The 19166-nt window shown below is 45.4% G+C and carries 14 protein-coding genes; 3 read left to right on the top strand and 11 right to left on the bottom strand.

Features of this window, described 5'->3' with window-relative positions:
* From dndB to NSQ99_RS07725, 7 genes are all read right to left on the bottom strand, one after another.
* Nucleotides 1-1089 carry a DNA sulfur modification protein DndB gene (gene dndB, locus NSQ99_RS07755; protein WP_340836040.1) on the bottom strand — a complete coding sequence of 363 codons (1089 nt, stop codon included), beginning with the start codon at nucleotides 1087-1089 and terminating at the stop codon, nucleotides 1-3.
* Between the two features lie 455 nt (nucleotides 1090-1544).
* A complete protein-coding gene (locus NSQ99_RS07750) occupies nucleotides 1545-2231 on the bottom strand; it encodes an N-acetylmannosamine-6-phosphate 2-epimerase (RefSeq protein ID WP_340836038.1) in 687 nt (228 codons plus the stop codon).
* 12 nt (nucleotides 2232-2243) lie between these two features.
* A complete protein-coding gene (locus NSQ99_RS07745) occupies nucleotides 2244-3149 on the bottom strand; it encodes a dihydrodipicolinate synthase family protein (protein ID WP_340836037.1) in 906 nt (301 codons plus the stop codon).
* Complete coding sequence (locus NSQ99_RS07740; protein ID WP_340836036.1) at nucleotides 3136-4068, bottom strand: ROK family protein; 933 nt, start codon at nucleotides 4066-4068, stop codon at nucleotides 3136-3138. The genes NSQ99_RS07745 and NSQ99_RS07740 overlap by 14 nt, the downstream gene beginning before the upstream one ends.
* A 9-nt stretch (nucleotides 4069-4077) precedes the next feature.
* Nucleotides 4078-4962, bottom strand: coding sequence for a carbohydrate ABC transporter permease (locus tag NSQ99_RS07735; RefSeq protein WP_340836035.1), 885 nt, complete (start codon nucleotides 4960-4962; stop codon nucleotides 4078-4080).
* A gap of 12 nt (nucleotides 4963-4974) precedes the next feature.
* Complete coding sequence (locus tag NSQ99_RS07730; RefSeq protein WP_340836034.1) at nucleotides 4975-5877, bottom strand: carbohydrate ABC transporter permease; 903 nt, start codon at nucleotides 5875-5877, stop codon at nucleotides 4975-4977.
* Nucleotides 5878-5963: 86 nt separating this feature from the next.
* Complete coding sequence (locus tag NSQ99_RS07725) at nucleotides 5964-7376, bottom strand: ABC transporter substrate-binding protein (RefSeq protein WP_340836033.1); 1413 nt, start codon at nucleotides 7374-7376, stop codon at nucleotides 5964-5966.
* Nucleotides 7377-7645: 269 nt separating this feature from the next.
* Between NSQ99_RS07725 and NSQ99_RS07720 the strand changes: the two genes are divergently transcribed.
* Both NSQ99_RS07720 and NSQ99_RS07715 read left to right on the top strand, forming a co-directional pair.
* Nucleotides 7646-8407, top strand: a complete 762-nt coding sequence (locus tag NSQ99_RS07720) for a response regulator transcription factor (protein WP_340836032.1) — start codon at nucleotides 7646-7648, stop codon at nucleotides 8405-8407.
* A gap of 37 nt (nucleotides 8408-8444) precedes the next feature.
* Nucleotides 8445-10229 carry a cache domain-containing sensor histidine kinase gene (locus NSQ99_RS07715; protein ID WP_340836031.1) on the top strand — a complete coding sequence of 595 codons (1785 nt, stop codon included), beginning with the start codon at nucleotides 8445-8447 and terminating at the stop codon, nucleotides 10227-10229.
* A 422-nt stretch (nucleotides 10230-10651) separates the two neighbouring features.
* Here NSQ99_RS07715 and ligD read toward each other — a convergent pair whose 3' ends face one another.
* Nucleotides 10652-13075, bottom strand: a complete 2424-nt coding sequence (gene ligD, locus NSQ99_RS07710) for a DNA ligase D (RefSeq protein WP_340836030.1) — start codon at nucleotides 13073-13075, stop codon at nucleotides 10652-10654.
* Nucleotides 13076-13393: 318 nt separating this feature from the next.
* Between ligD and NSQ99_RS07705 the strand changes: the two genes are divergently transcribed.
* Nucleotides 13394-13864: a hypothetical protein gene (locus NSQ99_RS07705; RefSeq protein ID WP_340836029.1), complete on the top strand. Its 471-nt coding sequence runs from the start codon at nucleotides 13394-13396 to the stop codon at nucleotides 13862-13864.
* Between the two features lie 23 nt (nucleotides 13865-13887).
* On the opposite strand, the gene NSQ99_RS07700 is transcribed toward NSQ99_RS07705, so the two are convergent.
* The 3 genes from NSQ99_RS07700 to NSQ99_RS07690 form a co-directional block, all read right to left on the bottom strand.
* On the bottom strand, nucleotides 13888-14337 hold the full coding sequence (locus NSQ99_RS07700) for a DUF6944 family repetitive protein (RefSeq protein ID WP_445670543.1): 450 nt from the start codon (nucleotides 14335-14337) through the stop codon (nucleotides 13888-13890).
* Nucleotides 14286-14618: a hypothetical protein gene (locus NSQ99_RS07695; protein ID WP_340836027.1), complete on the bottom strand. Its 333-nt coding sequence runs from the start codon at nucleotides 14616-14618 to the stop codon at nucleotides 14286-14288. The genes NSQ99_RS07700 and NSQ99_RS07695 overlap by 52 nt, the downstream gene beginning before the upstream one ends.
* 334 nt (nucleotides 14619-14952) lie before the next feature.
* Nucleotides 14953-18579 (bottom strand): alpha-L-arabinofuranosidase C-terminal domain-containing protein, encoded by a 3627-nt coding sequence (locus tag NSQ99_RS07690; protein ID WP_340838758.1) that lies wholly within the window; start codon nucleotides 18577-18579, stop codon nucleotides 14953-14955.
* Nucleotides 18580-19166: the final 587 nt, after the last annotated feature.

The following is a 19166-nucleotide window of genomic DNA, read 5'->3' as shown; positions in this document are numbered from 1 at the left end:
TTAATCACCTATTTTTTTATTTTCGAATAACAAGTCTTCTTCAGTTAAAGATAATCCGATCTTAACCTTTATTTTATTTGCAGTTAACCTTATCGTTTCATTATTTTTATTAATTCTACCAGTGGAACTATAAGCTCGTCCTAACCAGTCACGATTACTTCTATTCCAATCAATATCTCTCAGACGCTTAATATAGCTAGTCCAATTCTCGGGATGATGAACATATAAATAATTTCCAATTACTCCGAGAGCTTCTAAACAAACACCTTGCGTACTGATATAATTCATGCGAATTTCTGCAGGAGATATTTTCCGTTCTTGCACCATGTTCCACTCGAGCATAACTTCAGTTAAGTTAGTCCAAAACTCCATAACAAATTTCTCTTCATCTTCAGTAATAAACTCTCCCTTTTTCTTATTTAAAAGTCGGGAGTTTGTCTGAAATATATTACTTAATGAAAATAACTTCGGGGATAGTTTCGATAATGATTGTTTTTGTCGGTCTGTATATCTCTCTAAAAATGGAATATGATTAATTACTTTTTTACTCAAATTAGCTAACTGATCCCTGTGATCATATAATATGCCCAGAGAGGAAGTGGTGTTCACCGCGTGACGATTTAAATCAGCAAACATCTGTTGACTGCGAACCAAACCTTTATCTTGAAAAAACACAACAGAAATCGTTTCATCGCCCAACTCAGGATTAAGTCTGAGCGCTTCTTCAATTGCAGCTCTCCTATGCTGGCCATCATTTATTAAGAATCGCGCATCTAGATTAATATTTAGAGTACCTATATTTTGAAAATTTTCTGACTGAGCATAAGCCTTAAACTTCATTTCACCATCAATAGATGCTGTTAATGATGAAAATACATAATCACTAGGATTATCAAGAATATAGCTACTGATTTCAGGTACACGTGATTTATTAAGTAAGCGCTGTGCTCTATACTCGGGCGGTATTTCTTCTTCATCAAACAAGAATATTCTTGAGATTAATTTTAAGGGGCACATCACTACATAATACTCTCGCTGAGCCTGTATCCCTCGAATAGCAGGAAAACTATAACTAAAAATCCCTTCCATACGAGCCTCCCATTACGTACGTAATTTTATATATTTATTCTATAACTTTTTTTTCCGAATCTCAATAGTGATTATTTATATACGTTAAAGTTTCTATTAATAACGTATTATTGTCTATTAATTAGAAAATCCTCTAATTATAAAAAAGATAGAATTTTTCCTTATCTGTACTACGCTATTCACATTATAAAATTTAAAACATGTCTTTAGTATAATCTGAATAATGCATTCATTTAAATAAAAAATAACTTGTAGTATTAATGAATTCACTTCTTTCAATTATCTTACGTTCCTACATACTTCTTGATCCATAAGCAATTTATATAGCAGCATAACTATCAATCCCCATTTCCTGAGAGATTAATTATTCCAATCAACATAAAAAGCGACCACCCTCCTGTTCCTCACAGAAGAGCAATCGCCCCTACTAGCTCCCATATCATTCCCTCACACACTTACGCATTACCCTGCATCCCCCCAACAAACCTCCTCGTAATCTCCATCGGTCGAGTAATCGCTCCACCAACAACAACACTGTAAGCTCCTAGCTCCAAACACCGCCGACTCATCTCCGGCGTAATCACATTCCCCTCCGCTATAACAGGAATCGAGACCGCCTCTAGCACATCCTTCAAATACTGAAAGTCTTGCTCATACAGCTTCTTTCCTTCCGTAGCTGCTGTATAGCCATGCAGCGTCGTAGATACACAGTCGAAGCCTAGCTGCTGTGCGTTCACAGCTTCCTCTACCGTAGCTATATCTGCCATCAGCTGCACTTGTGCGTTACGAGCTCGAGCATACTGGACAAGCTGCTCGAGCGTTTGCCCTTGAGGTCTCGTGCGGTTAGTCGCATCTAAAGCGATCATCTCGCAGCCGCTGTCTAGCAGCTCATCAATCTCGCGCGTTGTTGCGGTGATGAATACGCCGCTATCCTCGTAATCTCGCTTTACGATCCCAATAACTCCTAGCGAGCACGCCTGCTTTATCGCTTGGATATCCTCCTTCGTGTTCGCACGTATTCCTGCAGCTCCGCCTTGCTCCGCAGCTACCGCAAGACGAGACATGATGAAGGAGCTGTGCAGCGGCTCATGGGACAGCGCTTGGCAGGATACGACTAAGCCCTTATGAATCTGCTGTAGCATAGCCATCCCCTCCTACACCTCAGCGATAAGCTGCAGAATTTCATCATTCAGCGTGGACAGACTTGCATGATGCTCCTCGGAGACAGGCAGCAGAGGAGAGCGCGGCTGTCCGGTTGCGATGCCGCGAATCTGGAGTATTGCCTTGCATGCTCCATACAGTGACGGATAGGCTAGCAGTCTATTAATGATCGCATTAATCCTGTACTGCAGCTCCTGCGCTTCACGTATTCTTCCTTGCTCGAATAAGGCATCCAGTGCACAGAACAGCTGTGGCATTACGCCATACGTCCCGCCGATGCCACCTGCTGCACCCATAATTCTGCCCGCTAGAAACTGCTCATCGGGGCCATTGAATACGATAAAGTCCTCGCCTCCAGCCGCCTTTAGCTGCTGCAGCTCATACGTGCTTTCTCCAGACATCTTCACGCCGATCACCTTCTCCTGCTGCGCAAGCTTCGCACATAGGCTTGCACTTAGCTGGAAGCCTGTCGTCTGCGGGATATTGTAGATGATGAACGGAAGTGAGCTGCTATCGATCATCGCCTGCCAGTGCTGCTCAACCGCCTGCTCTGATAACCGATAATAGATCGAGGGAACCGCTGAGATCGCATCGGCTCCACACTGCTCCGCATGCCTTGCGAGCTCAACCGCATCTCTTGTTGCATTTGCTCCGACATGAACGATGACGGTTAGTCTTCCCTTTACTGCGTCCATCACCGCTTCAAGCACAGCCTTTCTTTCCTCCACGGTCTGCAGCAAGCCTTCGCCTGAGCTGCCGCCAACATATAGTCCGGTAATGCCTGTATCGATATAGTACTGTGCCAGTAGCCTTACTCGCTCTATGTCTACCTCTCCCGCTTCATTATATGCAGAGTACATCGCCACATAGATTCCCTTGAAGCTCTCATGCTTGCTCATCCTTCATGCTCCTCACTAGTGATTTGTCTGTTATAAAGCCTCGAACGGCGCCATAAAGCGCTGCTTTATTCCCGAGCTCTGCTGCAACGATTGCAGGCAGCACGAGTGACTTCTTCGCAATCTCCCTCAGCCTGCTGGTCAACTTATCGATAAGATAAGCTCCTTGTGCCGATACCCCACCGCCGATAATGATTGCTTCAGGATCAAGCACATAGATGATCGGGATTAGCCCTCGTGCGAGCTCACTTACCCATTCATCGATGACCTCAAGGGCACGCCCATCACCTGCTCTTGCCAGCTCGAACAACGCTGCACCATCCCCAGTAAAGCCAAAGCGCTGCTTCGCGTCATTCAGTAATGCCTTCATCGAAGCACGGCTCTCATAGCTAAGCTCAACGAGCCCCTTGATTGGCATATGACCGACCTCTCCTGCTCGAAAGTTCGTACCGACGTAAAGCTCATTGTTAAGCACAACGGCTCCCCCAACACCTGTACCGAGCGTCACCATAAAGAAGCTGCGGAAGCGCCGAGCTGCACCGAGCCACTGCTCTCCTAGAGCAGCCGCATTCACATCATTGATCACTCGCGTCGGCAAGCCATGCTTACCTTCAATATGAGACTTCAGATTCGTACCACCATACGTTGGCATCGTAGGCCCTGCATACAATATCTCTCCGTTCTCCATATGAACGACACCTGCGGTACTAATCCCTACACCGACAATGTCAGCATGAAGCTGAAGGCATTGCGACACAATCGTATCGATCTGAGCTGGAATCTGAAGCTGCAGGTCGTCTTGCGCAGTCGGCATCCGGTCATGCAGCATCAGCTCTAGACTGCTGCTGATGACAGCATACTTCATCTCGGTTCCACCAATATCTATTGCTAGATAGCCCTTCATCGCAACCCATCCATTCACGAGATCATATTACTTCACAGCTCCAAGCGTAATCCCCTGTGTAAATGCCTTCTGGAACAAGATAAAGATCGTCAGCATCGGTAGTGACGCTAGTGCTGCGCCAGCCATCATCACGCCATAATCGGTCCGGTATTCACCCTGCATCGTTGCTATGCCAAGCGGCAGCGTCATCATATTCGTGGAGCGTGTAATGATGAGCTGGCTAAAGTAATCGTTCCAGCTCGTCATAAAGGTGAAGATCGCTAATGCACCGATCGCTGGCTTAAGCAGCGGCAAGGCGATCGTAATAAATGAACGCAGCTCTGAGCAGCCATCGATTTTCGCAGCCTCTAGTATCTCTGACGGGATCGTTTGAGAGAATTGCTTCATTAGAAACACACCGAATGGCCAGCCTATTGCCGGGAAGATAAGCCCCTTGTACGTATTGATCCAGCCCAGCTTCGCAAGCAGCGTAAACAGCGGCACTAATATGACCTGCTTCGGCAGTGCCATCGCGGCAACGAGCACTGAAAATATAACTCTGCGACCTGGAAACTGCTTTTTAGCTAGCACAAAGCCAGCAGTTGAGGACACTAGACAGATAAGCACCATCTCAGAAACCGCTACAAAGAAGGAATTGAACGTCCAGCGGCCAACCGAATTCTTGAACAGCGTCACCCAGTTATCCAGCACGGGCTCGAGCGGGAACCATTGTGGCGGCAGCTGTGTTGCAACGACCTGAATCTTAAATGCGCCGGTGATGATCCAATAGAACGGAAAAACAAATACGATAGAAAACATGCAGAGTAGTATCATCGATATGATGCGATAAGGGTTCAAGCGTTCAATGAATGGCTTGTGCTTTTTTGAAGGAACGTTGTCTACTTTAAGCTTGATTGTATGTTCATGACTCATCTTGATCACCCCTTAGTATTCAACATCGCTGCCGAAAAATTTGAACTGAATAATGGAGATCGCTCCAATAATGACAGCTAGCATAACGCCCATAGCGGACGCCATTCCAAAGTTACCGAACGAGAATGCTTGCTCGTAAACGCTATACATCACGGTCGAGGTTTTATACAGTGGTCCACCTGACGTTAATAGCTGAATTAAGCTAAAGCATTGGAACGTGTTAATGGTCGTAATAACGATGACGTATAGGTTCGTAGGCATCAGCATCGGCCAGATGATTTTCGTAAATATTTGTCCAGAGCTCGCACGGTCTAGCTGTGCCGCTTCAATATATGAAATAGGTATATTCCCTAACGCTGCCACATATAGGATGATCGGCTGGCCAACCGATGTCGTAATGAGGATTACGGTGATTGCCATTAGCGCTGTTTTCGGATCTCCAAGCCAGAACATAGGCTTCATACCGACTAACCCCGTCAAATAATTCAATATCCCAAAGTTCGGATGATAGATCCAGTTCCACACGACCGTTACCGATACGACGGACGTTACCGCCGGTAAATAAAAGATCCCGCGGAACAGTGAGCGAAGCCATTCCTTCTTCTTATAAATGGTCATTGCGACAAAGATCGAAAAGGCGATGACGACGGGTACTGCAACAAGAACTAGCACAACCGTATTAATGACCGACTGATGAAAATTCGAGCTTTGCAAAAGCTCCTTAAAATTCTGCAAGCCTACGAATTTGAAATTCGTTAAGGAGTAATCGAAAAAGCTAATATAGATCCCGTGAATCATCGGGTAGACAACAAACATAATAAAAAAGGCAAGTGCAGGTAGTAAAAACAAGTAGCTCGTAATCCATTCCTTCTTAAATCTCCTTCGAGACTTCAGCTTAAGGGATGTTGCTGCCATAGCGTTCGCTCCATTCTGCGCTTCATTTTCGCTTTTCTGAAAGGGAAAGGAGTAGCAGCAGCGCTACTCCTTATATGCTTCCAGCTTTAGTTGCTTTCTCTGTTCTGCTTACCCTTGGCAATCGCTTCGTTACCTAGTCTTTCAAACTCAGCCAGTGCATCTGCTGGAGTTGCTGCCTTCAGCAGCACCTGCTGTAATGCTGGGAACCAATAGGTACGAATTTCCGCATAGCCATCTGCAATCGTTGGCGGGGTAGTAATGAACTTACGAGCAAGCTCAGAGTATGCGTACTCGGAGCCATCATAGATACCAGTGACAGAGTTGCGTGCAGATAAGCCTCCTGTTTGCTTTAAGGCTGTAATGCTCCACTCGGGGTCATTAACTAGAAAATCAATAAATGCCTTTGATGCTTCGATCTTCTCTGCATTGCCATTGTCAAAGATAGACAAGCCACCTAGAAACGGCTCTAATATTGGAGCTTTACCATCCACGGTTGGATATGGCAGCAGTACATCCTCAAAGTCAGAGGTTTTGTTCGGTGCAAATTGTGTTTTTAGTACGGCAGAGTAGTTAATGGCAAATGCCATCTTCCCTTGCAGGAACAAATCATTATGGTCAGAGGCTGCCATTGAGGAAGCTCCCTCTGCTAGCCAGCCCTGCTCAGATGCGTTAAGAATCCACTCAAGCGCTGCTACTCCCCCTTCATTATTAAGGGCAATCGCATCGTTCGTATCATTAAGGAAGGTCGAGCCTGCAAGATTCGTAATGAAGCCCCGAGTCCCTTGGTCACCGGCCTGCGACTTCGCGAAGAAGCCGACTGGAATAACATCTGGCGCCTTTTCCTTCACGGCCTGTAGAGCCGCCTCGAACTGTTCAACGGACCACGTACGATCCTCAGATGCAAGCGGTAACAAATCTAACGCACCAATGTCCTCGAATAACGTTTTATTAACGGCCATCGTAAATGGGCCAGTATTGAATGGGTACATATACATCGTGCCGTCGACGGAGGATTGCTCGATAATGGCCCGCTCGATATCGCCACGCACCTCTGGAGTGAACATATCGTCAATCGGTGCAAGTAAGCCGTTCTTCGCCCAATCAATGATCCGACCAGGTGCATCATAGATTACATCTGGTGCAGTATCTGTTGCGATCGCCACATTCAGCTTTTCAGGTCCACCGTCAAAGGTAAGCATTTCAAGATTGACCGTAATGTTTGGATGCTTTTCGTTAAAGGCTGCAATCAGTTGCTTTTCAAATTTACCAACCTCACCATCTAAAGCAGTGAAGTTCGGGAAGTTCCACCACGTAATTTCGACTGGATCAGCTGGCTTCACCGTTTCTTCTGCTACTGGTTTCTCGGAAGCCTTCGCCTGAGTTGTCGGTTGAACATTGTTGTCGGAGTTACTTGTGCTTGAGCCTGAGCATGCTGTCATGAATGTTAATAGTAGTGCGGTAATTGCTAACAATAATGACTTTTGTTTTGATTTGTGCATGACTGTACCCCCTATTCATTGGTAAGGTGATGATCGAAAGCTTGCAATGCTTTGCTCTCGTCTCAGCCTTGATAACATCGTAAGCTTTTCTGTCGCTAGATAAAATCCCGCTAATTTTACATCTGGGGTGCTATGTTTACCTATTTGTTATTCCTACTCGTTTTTTGTAAATCCGGTATATTTTTCATAGGTAATATTGCTTATAATCAAGTTAAAGCGATTACATCGTACATTAATAATAGTTTTTATCGACAGCAAAGGAGGAATGAATGATGTTGAAGGTTATGCTCGTAGAGGATGAACCGACGATTCGAGAAGGGCTAAAGCATTACTTTGACTGGAAGGCTTTGCAATATCATCATATCCTTGAGGCCAGCAATGGCTTAGAAGGTCTTAACCTCGCCTTACAGGAAAGGCCCGACCTCATTATTACCGATATTCGTATGCCGCTCATGAGTGGACTCGATATGATTGAGCAGCTTCGCGTTGAGCTTCCAAGCAGCTTGTTCGTTATTCTTACGGGCTACAATGAATTTGAATATGCGAAGCGCGCGATTAAAATAGGCGGCGTAACTGAATTTCTCCTTAAGCCGCTGCAGTATGATGAAAGCTTATGTGCAATTGAACGATGCACGTCGCAGCTCCTCCAGATTAAAAGCATCCCTAGCGAAGAAACCTCCGAATCCGTACTTGAACCCGATGGAGAAGATCAGCTATTTCAAAAAATTGAGCAGTTTATTCTGGAGCATATCGATCAGGAGATCTCGCTCCCAATCGTAGCTGAACGCTTCTTCTATAACCCATCCTATCTTAGCCGACTCTTTAAGCAGCGGCTAAACAAAAATTACTCCTTGTTCCAGGCAGAGGTCAGAATAAATTATGCGAAGCAATGTCTAGCACAGCCTAGCAATCTTGTCGTCGATGTATGTACGATGTGCGGCTATCGCAGCTATAAGCATTTTGTAAAAACGTTTAAGCAAATCACCGATATGACACCTACTGAATATCGGAAGCGATTGGGGCTCGCCTAGTATGATCAAAAGCTGGAGATTAGGTCTACATAACAAAATGAGCAGATTAAATCGGCAAATATTCCTCATTATGATCATTACAGTAACCTTCCCACTTTTAATTATTTCGGCTGTGCTCTACTTCAACTCCGTCCATGCACTAAAAACAGAGTACGAAAGTAGCTCCCAATTGATTCTTACCAACCTTTCCTTCAACATTGACCAATACCTGCAAAGCATTGAAAAGGGGACGATCACCGCGTTAATGGATGATGAGCTTCAGCTTGCACTAGAGCGCTGGCCCAATACGTCACTCGAGAACGAGGAGGAGCTGCGCTTAAGGTACGAAACGGAGATAGAGAGCTTTGTCGGTACGATTGAGGTCTCGATCAAAAATGTGGATAGCGTGCAGATCTATGTTGGAGATCGTGTCTTCTATTCTGCTAGCTTCAATCGTTCAGATTACAATATTGGGGATTTTACGCAGGAGGAGTGGTATCGCAGGACGATTGAAGCAGGCGGGAGAGTCGTGCTGTTCGGGACCCATAAGCCGTTTCACCGTGTCAATGCGCTGGATTCTGTCATCTCCATCGCTCGGGTCATTAATAAGGCTGGAACGAAAAAGGCGCTCAGTGTCATTCTGATCGATATTCGATTAGATTCGCTGCGAGAAATATTAAGTAAGTCTGAAACGACGAATCGCAGCTTCATCATCTTGGATGAGCAGCATGAATTAATTTATGCGTCAGATGCAGCCATGGATGAGCAAAGCATACAAGCAATCACCGCCAAGCTTGCCCAGCAGCAGCTAAAGGCTAATGATACGGGTCACTTCTATGTGAATATTGATCAGGTGAAGTCCTACGTAAACTATGTGGATTCATCCTATTCAGGCTGGAAGGTCATTCAATATATTCCTGTGAATGAGATGATTAAGTACGCGCGTAATATCCAAGGGACGATCTTTGCTCTCGCGTTAATGTCGTTCATTACGGCGCTGCTGTTCTTTATCATTCTACATAAGCGTGTCACAAAGCCGATTATACGGCTGAGTCAGCAGGTGAAGCAGGTCGGACTAGGTAACTTCAATATTAAGCTCGATAGCTCGAGAAACGATGAATTCGGTGTATTGCATCGAGGGATTAGTAAGATGATTACTGATCTGAAGCAGCATATTGAACGACTGTCGGATGCTAAGGTTCAGCAGCGTATGACGCAATACGGTGCATTAAAAAGCCAGATCAATCCTCATTTTTTAGCTAATACGCTGGAAACGATCCAGATGAAGGTCATCATTAACGGTGATCGGCAAACGAGCGAGATGGTCGGTAAGCTGGGACAGCTATTCCGCACCTTCATTCCATCTGGAAAGGATACACAGACACTGCTGGACGAGCTTAAGCAGCTGCGATTGTACATTCAAATTCAGCAGTTTCGCTTTGCCGATAAAATTAGCTATGAGGAAGACTTGGCAGTTGGCAGTGAGCAGGCGGTGATATTGCACTTTATTCTGCAGCCGATTGTGGAAAATGCGATTGTTCACGGATTAGAGCCACAGCTTGAGCCTGGTCAAGTGACCATACGGACGCTTATTACTCAGAAGCATCTGTACATATATGTTGAGGATAGCGGAATTGGCATGGATGAAGCACAGCTTGAGCAGCTTCGTTCAAGGCTGGATAAGCCTGTTGACTTAATCGAGGAGGAGCATATCGGCATTAAAAACGTGCATGACCGAATCCGCTATTACTACGGGGAGCCCTACGGGATTACGATCGACAGCGAGAAGCATAAGGGCACGACGATTACGATCTCCCTGCCTTATATCGTGGAGGAAGATTAGTAATAACTGCTTTGGTTGCCCTTTGTCGTGGTGGGAGGTTTTTATTTACTGCTTGCCAGGTATGGTGGAGTGAGCACACTCTGATTTCATTAAGCAGGGCTGTGACTGAGAGAAATTACGTTTCTCTCGTCACAGCCCTCATTTTGAAGAAATCTTTTCACTGAGACGCAATAAAAAGGCCCACCTTGGTACGCATTGTTAAGAGGCGTGGTAGGAACTGGTGACTCCAACTTATTATAAACAGAGCGAAATAGCCAACAACAACTGCAGGGTGCAATGCTATAAGCTCTTGAACTAAGCATGCTTGCACAGGTGTATTACATTTCCTTGTGCTACGAAGGTAAACTTAAAGCTTGTAGCACTTTCTCTATGAATTAAGCCTATTATCGCTCATTTCATCATTTCATTAACACCAATATTCTCTAACTAAAAAACCCCTCCCAAGGATCCTTACCAGCGATCCGCTTAACTGCTTCTTCCATCGTAATGCCATCTGGCTCAACACTATCAAGCTCATCCCATGTGATCGGCATCGACACCCTTGCCCCTGCTCTTGCTCTTAAGGAATATGGAGCCACACTCGTTGCACCTCTGCCATTACGAATCCAATCAATAAATATTTTGTCGGCACGACTGGTCTTTCTAACATTGCTGGTGTAACGATCTGGCCATTTCTGCTCCATAACCTGCGCAACACTTTTAGCAAAGTCATGGAACTTATCCCAGTTCATGCTCGCTGGAAAAGGAACCACGACATGATAGCCTTTGCCTCCGCTCGTCTTAAGATAGGACTTCAAAGAAAGCTCTTCAAGCACGCTTCTTACATCTCTCGCACCTTGACGAACTCTGCTTAGCTCCATGCCTTCATCTGGGTCTAGATCAAACACCATAATGTCTGGCGTTTCAAGTGTGTCCACTCGGCTTCCCCAAGTATGAAATTCCAGCGTACCCATTTGTGCTTCGTATATGAGCCCGGACAGGCTCTCAATACAGAAGTAATCCTCCATGCTGCCATTGCCAGTCGTAATCGGAACGGTGATCACTCCCTTGCCCTTGCTATCCGTGCCTGGGTGCTTTTTATAAAAGCAGTTTTGTGCAACGCCTCTAGGACAGCGTACAGACGTGAGAATTCGATGGCTCACATAGCGCAGCATAGGCTCCGAAACCTTGGCATAGTAGCGAACGACATCCTCCTTCGTGACGAGAGGCTCTTCGAATACGACCTTATCTGGATTCGTAATTTTAATCCCTTCGATGACAATGCTTCTTCTCGGTTTCCCCGTCCTTATAGTCGAGGGTCGAGCTAAGGTTTCCTCCTCCACTTCCTCCCGCTTAATATCTCGTGGATTCTTATCTACCCGTAGTCCCTTGAAGCTTGGCTGCCTTAGCAGGTTGTCCTTCGTCCATTCAGCAAATTTAATCTCTGCTACTAGCTCGGGCTCCAGCCATATGTACGTATCGCTTGCTCTAGGCTTAGGCACATGCTTGAACGGGCAATCCTTCCGCTTTAGCTTCTCGAACTTCCCCTCTAGCATTCTAACGTCCGCCTCACTCATGCCAGTACCCGCACGCCCAACATATACGAGGTCCTCACCCTCGTAGACGCCTAATAGAAGTGAGCTTATTCCGCTCGTTTTTTTGTCGGTCAGCGCATAGCCTGCAATCACGAACTCCTGCCGTCTATCGCATTTCAGCTTAATCCAGTCACCATTTTTGGTTCCATTGTACTTGGACTCGGGCTTCTTCCCAATGATGCCCTCCATTCCGGTCTGGCAGGCTACAGCAAAGCTTTCCTTTCCATTGCCTTGAATATGTCGGCTGTAGTGTAGGTTGACAGGCGCATTCTCCATCAGCTGCTCGAGTGCAGCCTTTCTGTCAATCAAGGGGCGATCTCTAAGATCCTCGCCATCCAGCGCTAGCAGATCAAACACGATATAGGTCAGATTCTGCCCCCGCGGATTTTTTATATAATTTTGCAACGCCTGAAAATCCGTCTTGCCCGCTTCATCCGTTATAACAACCTCACCGTCTATAATCATCGCCCTGCCAGCGGCAAGCTCTGTAAGCGAAGAAGCGATTGTTGGAAAACGGTTGGTGAAATCATGCCCGTTCCTCGTGATAAGCCTGACGGTGTTGGCCTCCACGAACGCGACAATTCTGTAGCCGTCATACTTCAGCTCATAAAGCCAGTCCTCCCCCTTAGGAACGGCTCGTGCCAGCTTGGCGAGCTGCACGTCGACTCTGTTGAAGGGATTGCTCGCTACCTTTTCTTCCTCGCCTCTTTCGATTTCATCCATCGTGCGTCCGGTCCGAATACTCGTATTAAATTCCTCTATTCCGCTAGTCCCTTGAACGTACTCATCTCTTTCCTTCAGCAATAGCCAGTTGTCCTTGTCATCGCCTTCCTTAGGCTTCAAGCGGATTAATGCCCATTTGCCCTTGAGTCGTCTGCCGCTTAGTGTGAATTTTAGCTCCCCCTTGCGAAGCCCTTGCTCGACATCGATATATGGCTCCCAGTAGCCCTCATCCCACAGCATAACGACTCCACCGCCATATTGCCCCTTCGGAATCGTACCTTCGAAGTTGCGATATTCCAGCGGATGGTCCTCGACCATGACGGAAAGTCGCTTATCCTTTGTATTGTAGGAGGGGCCCTTAGGCACAGCCCAGCTGAGCAGAACACCTCCCCATTCGAGACGGAAATCATAATGCTCTCTTCGAGCCATATGGTGCTGGACGACAAATCGCAGCGCTTGTCCCGAGGCTGCTTCTGGCTTTCCCTCTGGCTCCTGCGTTATGCCAAAGTCCCTTTTTTCGTTATATTCAGTAAGCTTCTTTGCACACATTTATAATTCACATCGTTTCCTTGTCGGTTTCTTGTACGTATAACCTGTATTGTTTCCAATACATGGGGCAGTATTCGGCTTTCCAGCTCGAAACGACCACTGATGCGACTTCATTGGAATTAGGATATCTACATTTCTGGAAACTGTTGTAAAATAGTAAGCAAGCATCATGATTTTTTATAGAAATTATGGAAAAATGAGATTTGTTAATAGAACGTAGGAGATAAAGAGATTAGTGAGTAAAATAAACATTTGAAGCAGGATAGACAGATTCGAACGAGGAATGAGCTTGTTTATCTTGTTAAGTGAGGTTATCGAATGAGCAGACTGAAAAAATCCTTTTTAGCTCTAATAATATTAACTTTATTACTTGCTGTTTTTCTTCATTACTGGGATGTGGTATATGGTCGCATAATGGCTGCTTCCTTCTTCAGTAATCTCAAAAGTGGTCACTTTCAAGACGCATCGAACGATGTGTATTATTCAAGTCAATTTAACCTCGGCAGTGATTTGAGGAATGCGAATGAACTATGGGTGAATAGAGTTCAAGATTTGAAGAACAGAGGAACATATATACAGGATTATCAAGATTTAAAGGTATTCCATGACGATGGTGAGGCAGTTGGTAAAGTAACCTTATCAATAATGGAGAACGGAAAGAGTAGCAATTACAGCGTTATTTTCTACTTTAATGGAAATATATCTAACTTTGGCATAGCTAGATTTGAACAAGTGTTTGATCCTGGACAAACCTCTGAATGGCAAACGGCTATTTCTGGTGAGATTTAAACCTATATTCATGAAAGAAGCATCTAATCGTTATTGTCTGATGCAAGTGCTGAGATGACTGAGCCAACTGCCTGCGTCCAGCTGCCAATGGCGTTCGCCTGAACCCCCTCTTCGGTATTCGGATTAGCGTAGATCTGCATGGTGACGCCAATGATTTGAATGATATTTCCTATATTGTCTAATGACTGGCTAAAGGTGAGATTGTCTTGCAAATCTAACGATAGGCCCGAGCCGACCAGCTGCAGCTCATTACCGACCATCTCTAACCGCTCACTAGCTGTCTCATTCTGATTCAAAATGCCAGCAATAACCGTTACGTTCCCGACGGACTGCAAAATATCTCCTAATTCATCCAGTGTTATCGCCCCATTATTAATCGATAACACACTTCCTACCGCCTGCAATGCATTACCAATGATATTCAAATCTGTCTGCATCGAGTCTGAAAGCCTATTTGTCGGTGTAGACCCAATGGCCGCGACAATGTTGCCAGCTGCTTCAACCCAGCCTCCAATTTCCGCAATTGTGTTCGAATTGCTTGCTTGCGTAAATGCATTGGTACTGCTGGGGGCGTTTGCTCTTTTGGGGCTGCGGGTACTGCTGGAGCTGTTGGTGCTGCTGGTACTGTTGGAGCTGTCGGTACTGCTGGTACTGTTGGGTCTGTTGGACCTGTTGGGTCTGTTGGACATGTTGGAACTACTGGACCTGCTCGGTCTGTTTGAGCTAGTGGTGCTACTGAGATTAGTCGAGTCATTCAAGCCATTTGTACGAGTGGAGTTAGTAAAGGCAACTGAGCTATTGACGCTCGTTAGATATGTAGTTTTATGCTTCTGCCATGGTTTCTTCTGCTGCCTGCTGCGATGTCGCTTATCCTTACCGCTAGAACCACCCACACCTCTCACCTACTCGTTATGTGATCACCATCCATTAGTATATGAGAGGCTCTGCAATAGGTTAGACTAAACCGTTTCGTTCTGCTGTAAAAACAAAATAAGCAATAGGATCTCAACACGATGTTGACACCCTATTGCCCTTTAACTATGCTTACTGTTCTTATGACTATTGGTTCTCATCGATCAACCTATTTATTACTCTACCGTTACCTCTGCATACCCCTTTAAGTACGTATCCGCTAGCTCACCCTTCACTCTGAACACGCCGCGCTTACTGTATTGAGCTTTATCGACGTTATTCCACTTGACCGCAACCTGTTCTGTCGAGCCATCGCTTTTCGTTACGACTACGTTAGCTGGTAATGAAGGAGCTTTACCTACAGTCGTCGTTAGCTGTACATCTTCTACAGCCGTTATGGCTGGGCCTGCTTCTGTTCTTAGTCGCAGGATCGTCACCGAATGAGCAGGAAACTCGTATTCGAAGGACTCAGCTAGATTAGACACCTGCTTCTGAATCGGCTCGATATTATTTGGATTATCAAGTGAATTTTCATCTGTAAATGCAGGGGAAGATAGCTCAAACACTGTTGCTTCCGGAGCGATAAATGCGGCCCCATTTACATTTACCTTCGCATTTTGCATAGTCGATGAGCTGTTCACAACCTTCAATATAATATCTCCAGTGCTCTCATCTACTGAAGCTGAGCTATATAATGGACCTTCTGTCGTTCCTTCGTTCAGATCGAATAGCAGATGATCATCCAAATAGACTTGAATACGAGAGCCATCGACGATAATTTTCACCTTATACGTTTTATTGCTTGCAATCCCTTGATCTAATACCGGCGTAATGATGCCTCTTGAGCCATTCGATGCTTTCTCAATAACGGTGCGAGTATTGCCCCAACCACCTACATTCAGCCAGTAATAATTGTTGGCATCGTTAGCCGCAAAGCCGATCAGGAACCCTTCATTCCCACTCTTCTTCGTCGCCTCTAGCTCGAGCGTGTAGTTGCTCCAGCTCTGCCCGCTTCCAAGCATGTATCTCGTATCCTGTCCATTACTTGTCTGCTTTAATACGCCGTCTTCGATCTTCCAGCTAGCTGCTGCATCGTTATATGCTGTGAAGTCTGAGCTCGTAGAGCTGTCAGAGAAATCATTGCTGTATAACACACTGCCGTCCTGCGACGTTACTTTCACATTGTCGTATTCCACCTGCGTTGCCCATGTCGCGAGAAATATCGAGCCAGTAATATCATTGACGCTCTCACTGCGCTTCTTCGCTTGGATCGGCAGCGTCTTATCCCCTTGATGATTCATAAATAGCTTCTGCACATAATAATTCGGCGTCTTAGCAGTACGATACTGATCGAACCATATCATGTCTGGTGTCCACTGCGTAAATTTGGCCGGCTGACGACTGAACAATGGCGCATAAGCAGCCATCTCTACAATATCCGCATTGCGCTCCAGCCCTGTCATAAATGCCGCTTCCGTAATTGCTGACTCCATATTGTTCCTCTTGCCAACTCCGTGTGATGCATATTCACCCACGAATACCTTTGGACCTGTACGACTGAAATCATCATAGCGATCTACATTTTCCAGCATCCAGGACGGCGATTGATACATATGCTCATCAACAAGATCCGCTGGGTTATTATTCTGAGCTAGCCAATGATAGGCATCACTATATGCACCATCGCTCGGGAAGGCACCAGAGCTGAAGATCAGCTTAATCTCCGGATGCTTCTCCTTAATGGCATCATAAAACATCTTGTAACGTTCATAGTATTTCGCACCCCATAGCTCATTGCCAACTCCTAAGTATTTCATATCAAATGCTTCAGGATGTCCATGAGCGGCGCGCAGCGCTCCCCACTTCGTGTTCACATCTCCATTGGCGTATTCAATCAGGTTAAATGCGCTATCAATATATGGCTGAAGCTCGTTAAGCGGCACCGTATCCGGATTCGCGGTACACGATTCGATCCCTACAAATATAACGGGCAACGGCTCTGCACCAATATCCTCAGCAAACTGGAAGTATTCCTGATAGCCTAAGCCGAACGATTGATAATAGTTATTCGCCCATTGATTGCGTTGTGTTTCTCGCTCAGCCACATCACCAATCGTGTTCTCCCAGCGATAGTGATTGTCTAGAGAGCCGCCTTCAACAATACAGCCGCCAGGGAAGCGTAAAAAGCCGGGCTCCATATCGTCAAGCAGCTCTGCTAGATCATAGCGCAGTCCATTGCTGCGGTTGTTCCACACCTTCTGCGGGAATAACGAGACCATATCTAGTGAAACGGTCGCTTTATCATGGATTAACAGGACGAATTTCGCCTCGTAATCTGTCTGTTCAGCGGTAATGACACATTGAAGCTTCTGCCACTCCGTCGTTAACCCGTCGATGCTGCATGCTCCGTACACACTATTATCCCTGCCTCTTAGCTCAGCAGTGATCGGATGCTGAAGCTTATCTTCGCTTTTCGCATAGAACGAAAACTCGTAGCTTTCGCCAGCTTCTATGGCTATACCTGAGTAGCCAGCATTAGAAATACCTACTCCGTCACCAGCTTCTGTCGCTGTCACTTCGATATATTTGTGGTTTTTATCGTTCAGTGGCATATCTGAAGAGGCTTGAATGGTCCCTTTGCCGCCACCGAACTCTTCCAGCACCCATCCATAAAACGGCGTATTAAATTCAAACGAACGATTATGGATGAGCTCACCGTACAGCCCGCCATCTGCCGCATAGTTAATATCTTCATAGAACAAGCCAAACATCGTCGGGCTAATCTCATGCTGTGGTTGATCAGCATCCACATTGATCTCATAGGCTACTGCGCCTTCAGCCCATATGGTAAGGTCGAATTCCTTCGTCTCCTGCTCGTTGTCCTTGGTTAGCGTTGCTGTTAACGTTACTTTAGCGTCCTCAGCATCCTTCGCTGGACGCGTCACTTTACCATCATCACTAACATATGTCTGGTCGGAGGATTGCCAGCTTATCGTTGTTCCGAGTGGTCCTTGCGCGGGAAGCATAAGATCATTCGTAACCTCTTGCGCATTTACACCAAGATTCAGCCATTCCTTGTCGAGGGCAATCGCTTCTGCAGCCTTCAAGCCCTCGCCCATCACCTGCATAATCTCTTGCTCATTAAGCGCTCTATTATATACTCTAAATTCTTCAAGCTTTCCCGCATAATTGGGATCTGTAGCGTATTGTGATTTGCCTATGTAATTCGCTGTCGTTACACCTAATTGATCTGGCGTAATCGTTAGATTCGTATTTTTAAGAACCTCGATCCCATTAATGTAAATGATCGCTGTTTTATCCTCTATCGTTACGGCGATGTGCTGCCATTGATTCGTTGAGGTGAAAGGAACACCTGTAAGTGATTGCACGGCATTGTCTAGATGCAAGCCTAACTGAATAGACGAGCCATTGTTCAGCGTAAAGAAGATATAATTAGTCGTTGAAGAGCCAATATCGAAAATTCTTGACCAAGCGGGCAGTGAAGCAGGGTTGATCCAGGTCGATATCGTCATCGCTTGCTGCTTGGCTAAGATGCCGTTGGGCATTTTAACATAGCCGCCCTTAAGCTCAATCGCCTCTCCCTCTCTCCCCTCTTTAAAGCTTGCTGCACCAACGATGACGCCATCATTGCCATGACCACTTTCATCTACGACCGTCGTACCGTCTGTCTGATTGAAGGTGTAGTGAAGCAGCAAATCCTCTCGGAAGCTCACTTCCGTAAGCTGAGTGTTCGCAGTTGTAGCAGCACCGTTGCTCGATTCACCGTTAGTCGCAGACTGCATCTCCACCGCCGGACTCTCCTTCGAGCTAAAAGCCCAGAAAAGTAAGCCTATCATTAATAATAAAGTTACGGATGAAATGATAAGTATATGCTTCCTGCTTAATCTCTTGCCAACTCTCATATTTATAAATCCCCCTATATTTTTATTAGTTACGGTGTAATACCTGGTGTAAACGGTTGCAAAACTGCTCGAATAACTTAGATGCAGAGAATAATCTAGTAGCTCTGGAACAAAATCAATCATTGAATCATGATTAGTCATTCATTAATATAAATATTAATAATTAACATCATTATTAAAATTTTACAATGATCTACTGCAGAAATCAACCTTTTTTCGTTCAGGTTGTTAGAATGAATGTCTCTCAACTCGATGAAGTCGAAGAGTACGATATAGCATAACAAAAAAAGAGTGTGCTTAATGGCACACTCCGATCAACATAGAGGAACTTAGGTAACTGAGAAGACTGAAAAGCACTCAATGAAATTCTTAAACAATTTTCTGCTAATAGACAAGTGCCTCTATTCAAGACTTTTTTCAAGACTTTTTAAGGATTCCGGATAATAAGAATGTAAAATGTTACTTCC

The sequence above is a fragment of the Paenibacillus sp. FSL W7-1287 genome, assembly GCF_038004245.1.
Taxonomy (GTDB): Bacteria; Bacillota; Bacilli; order Paenibacillales; family Paenibacillaceae; genus Pristimantibacillus; species Pristimantibacillus camelliae.
Note: the sequence above shows the minus strand (reverse complement) of the source record. Positions and strands in the feature narration are given on the sequence as shown.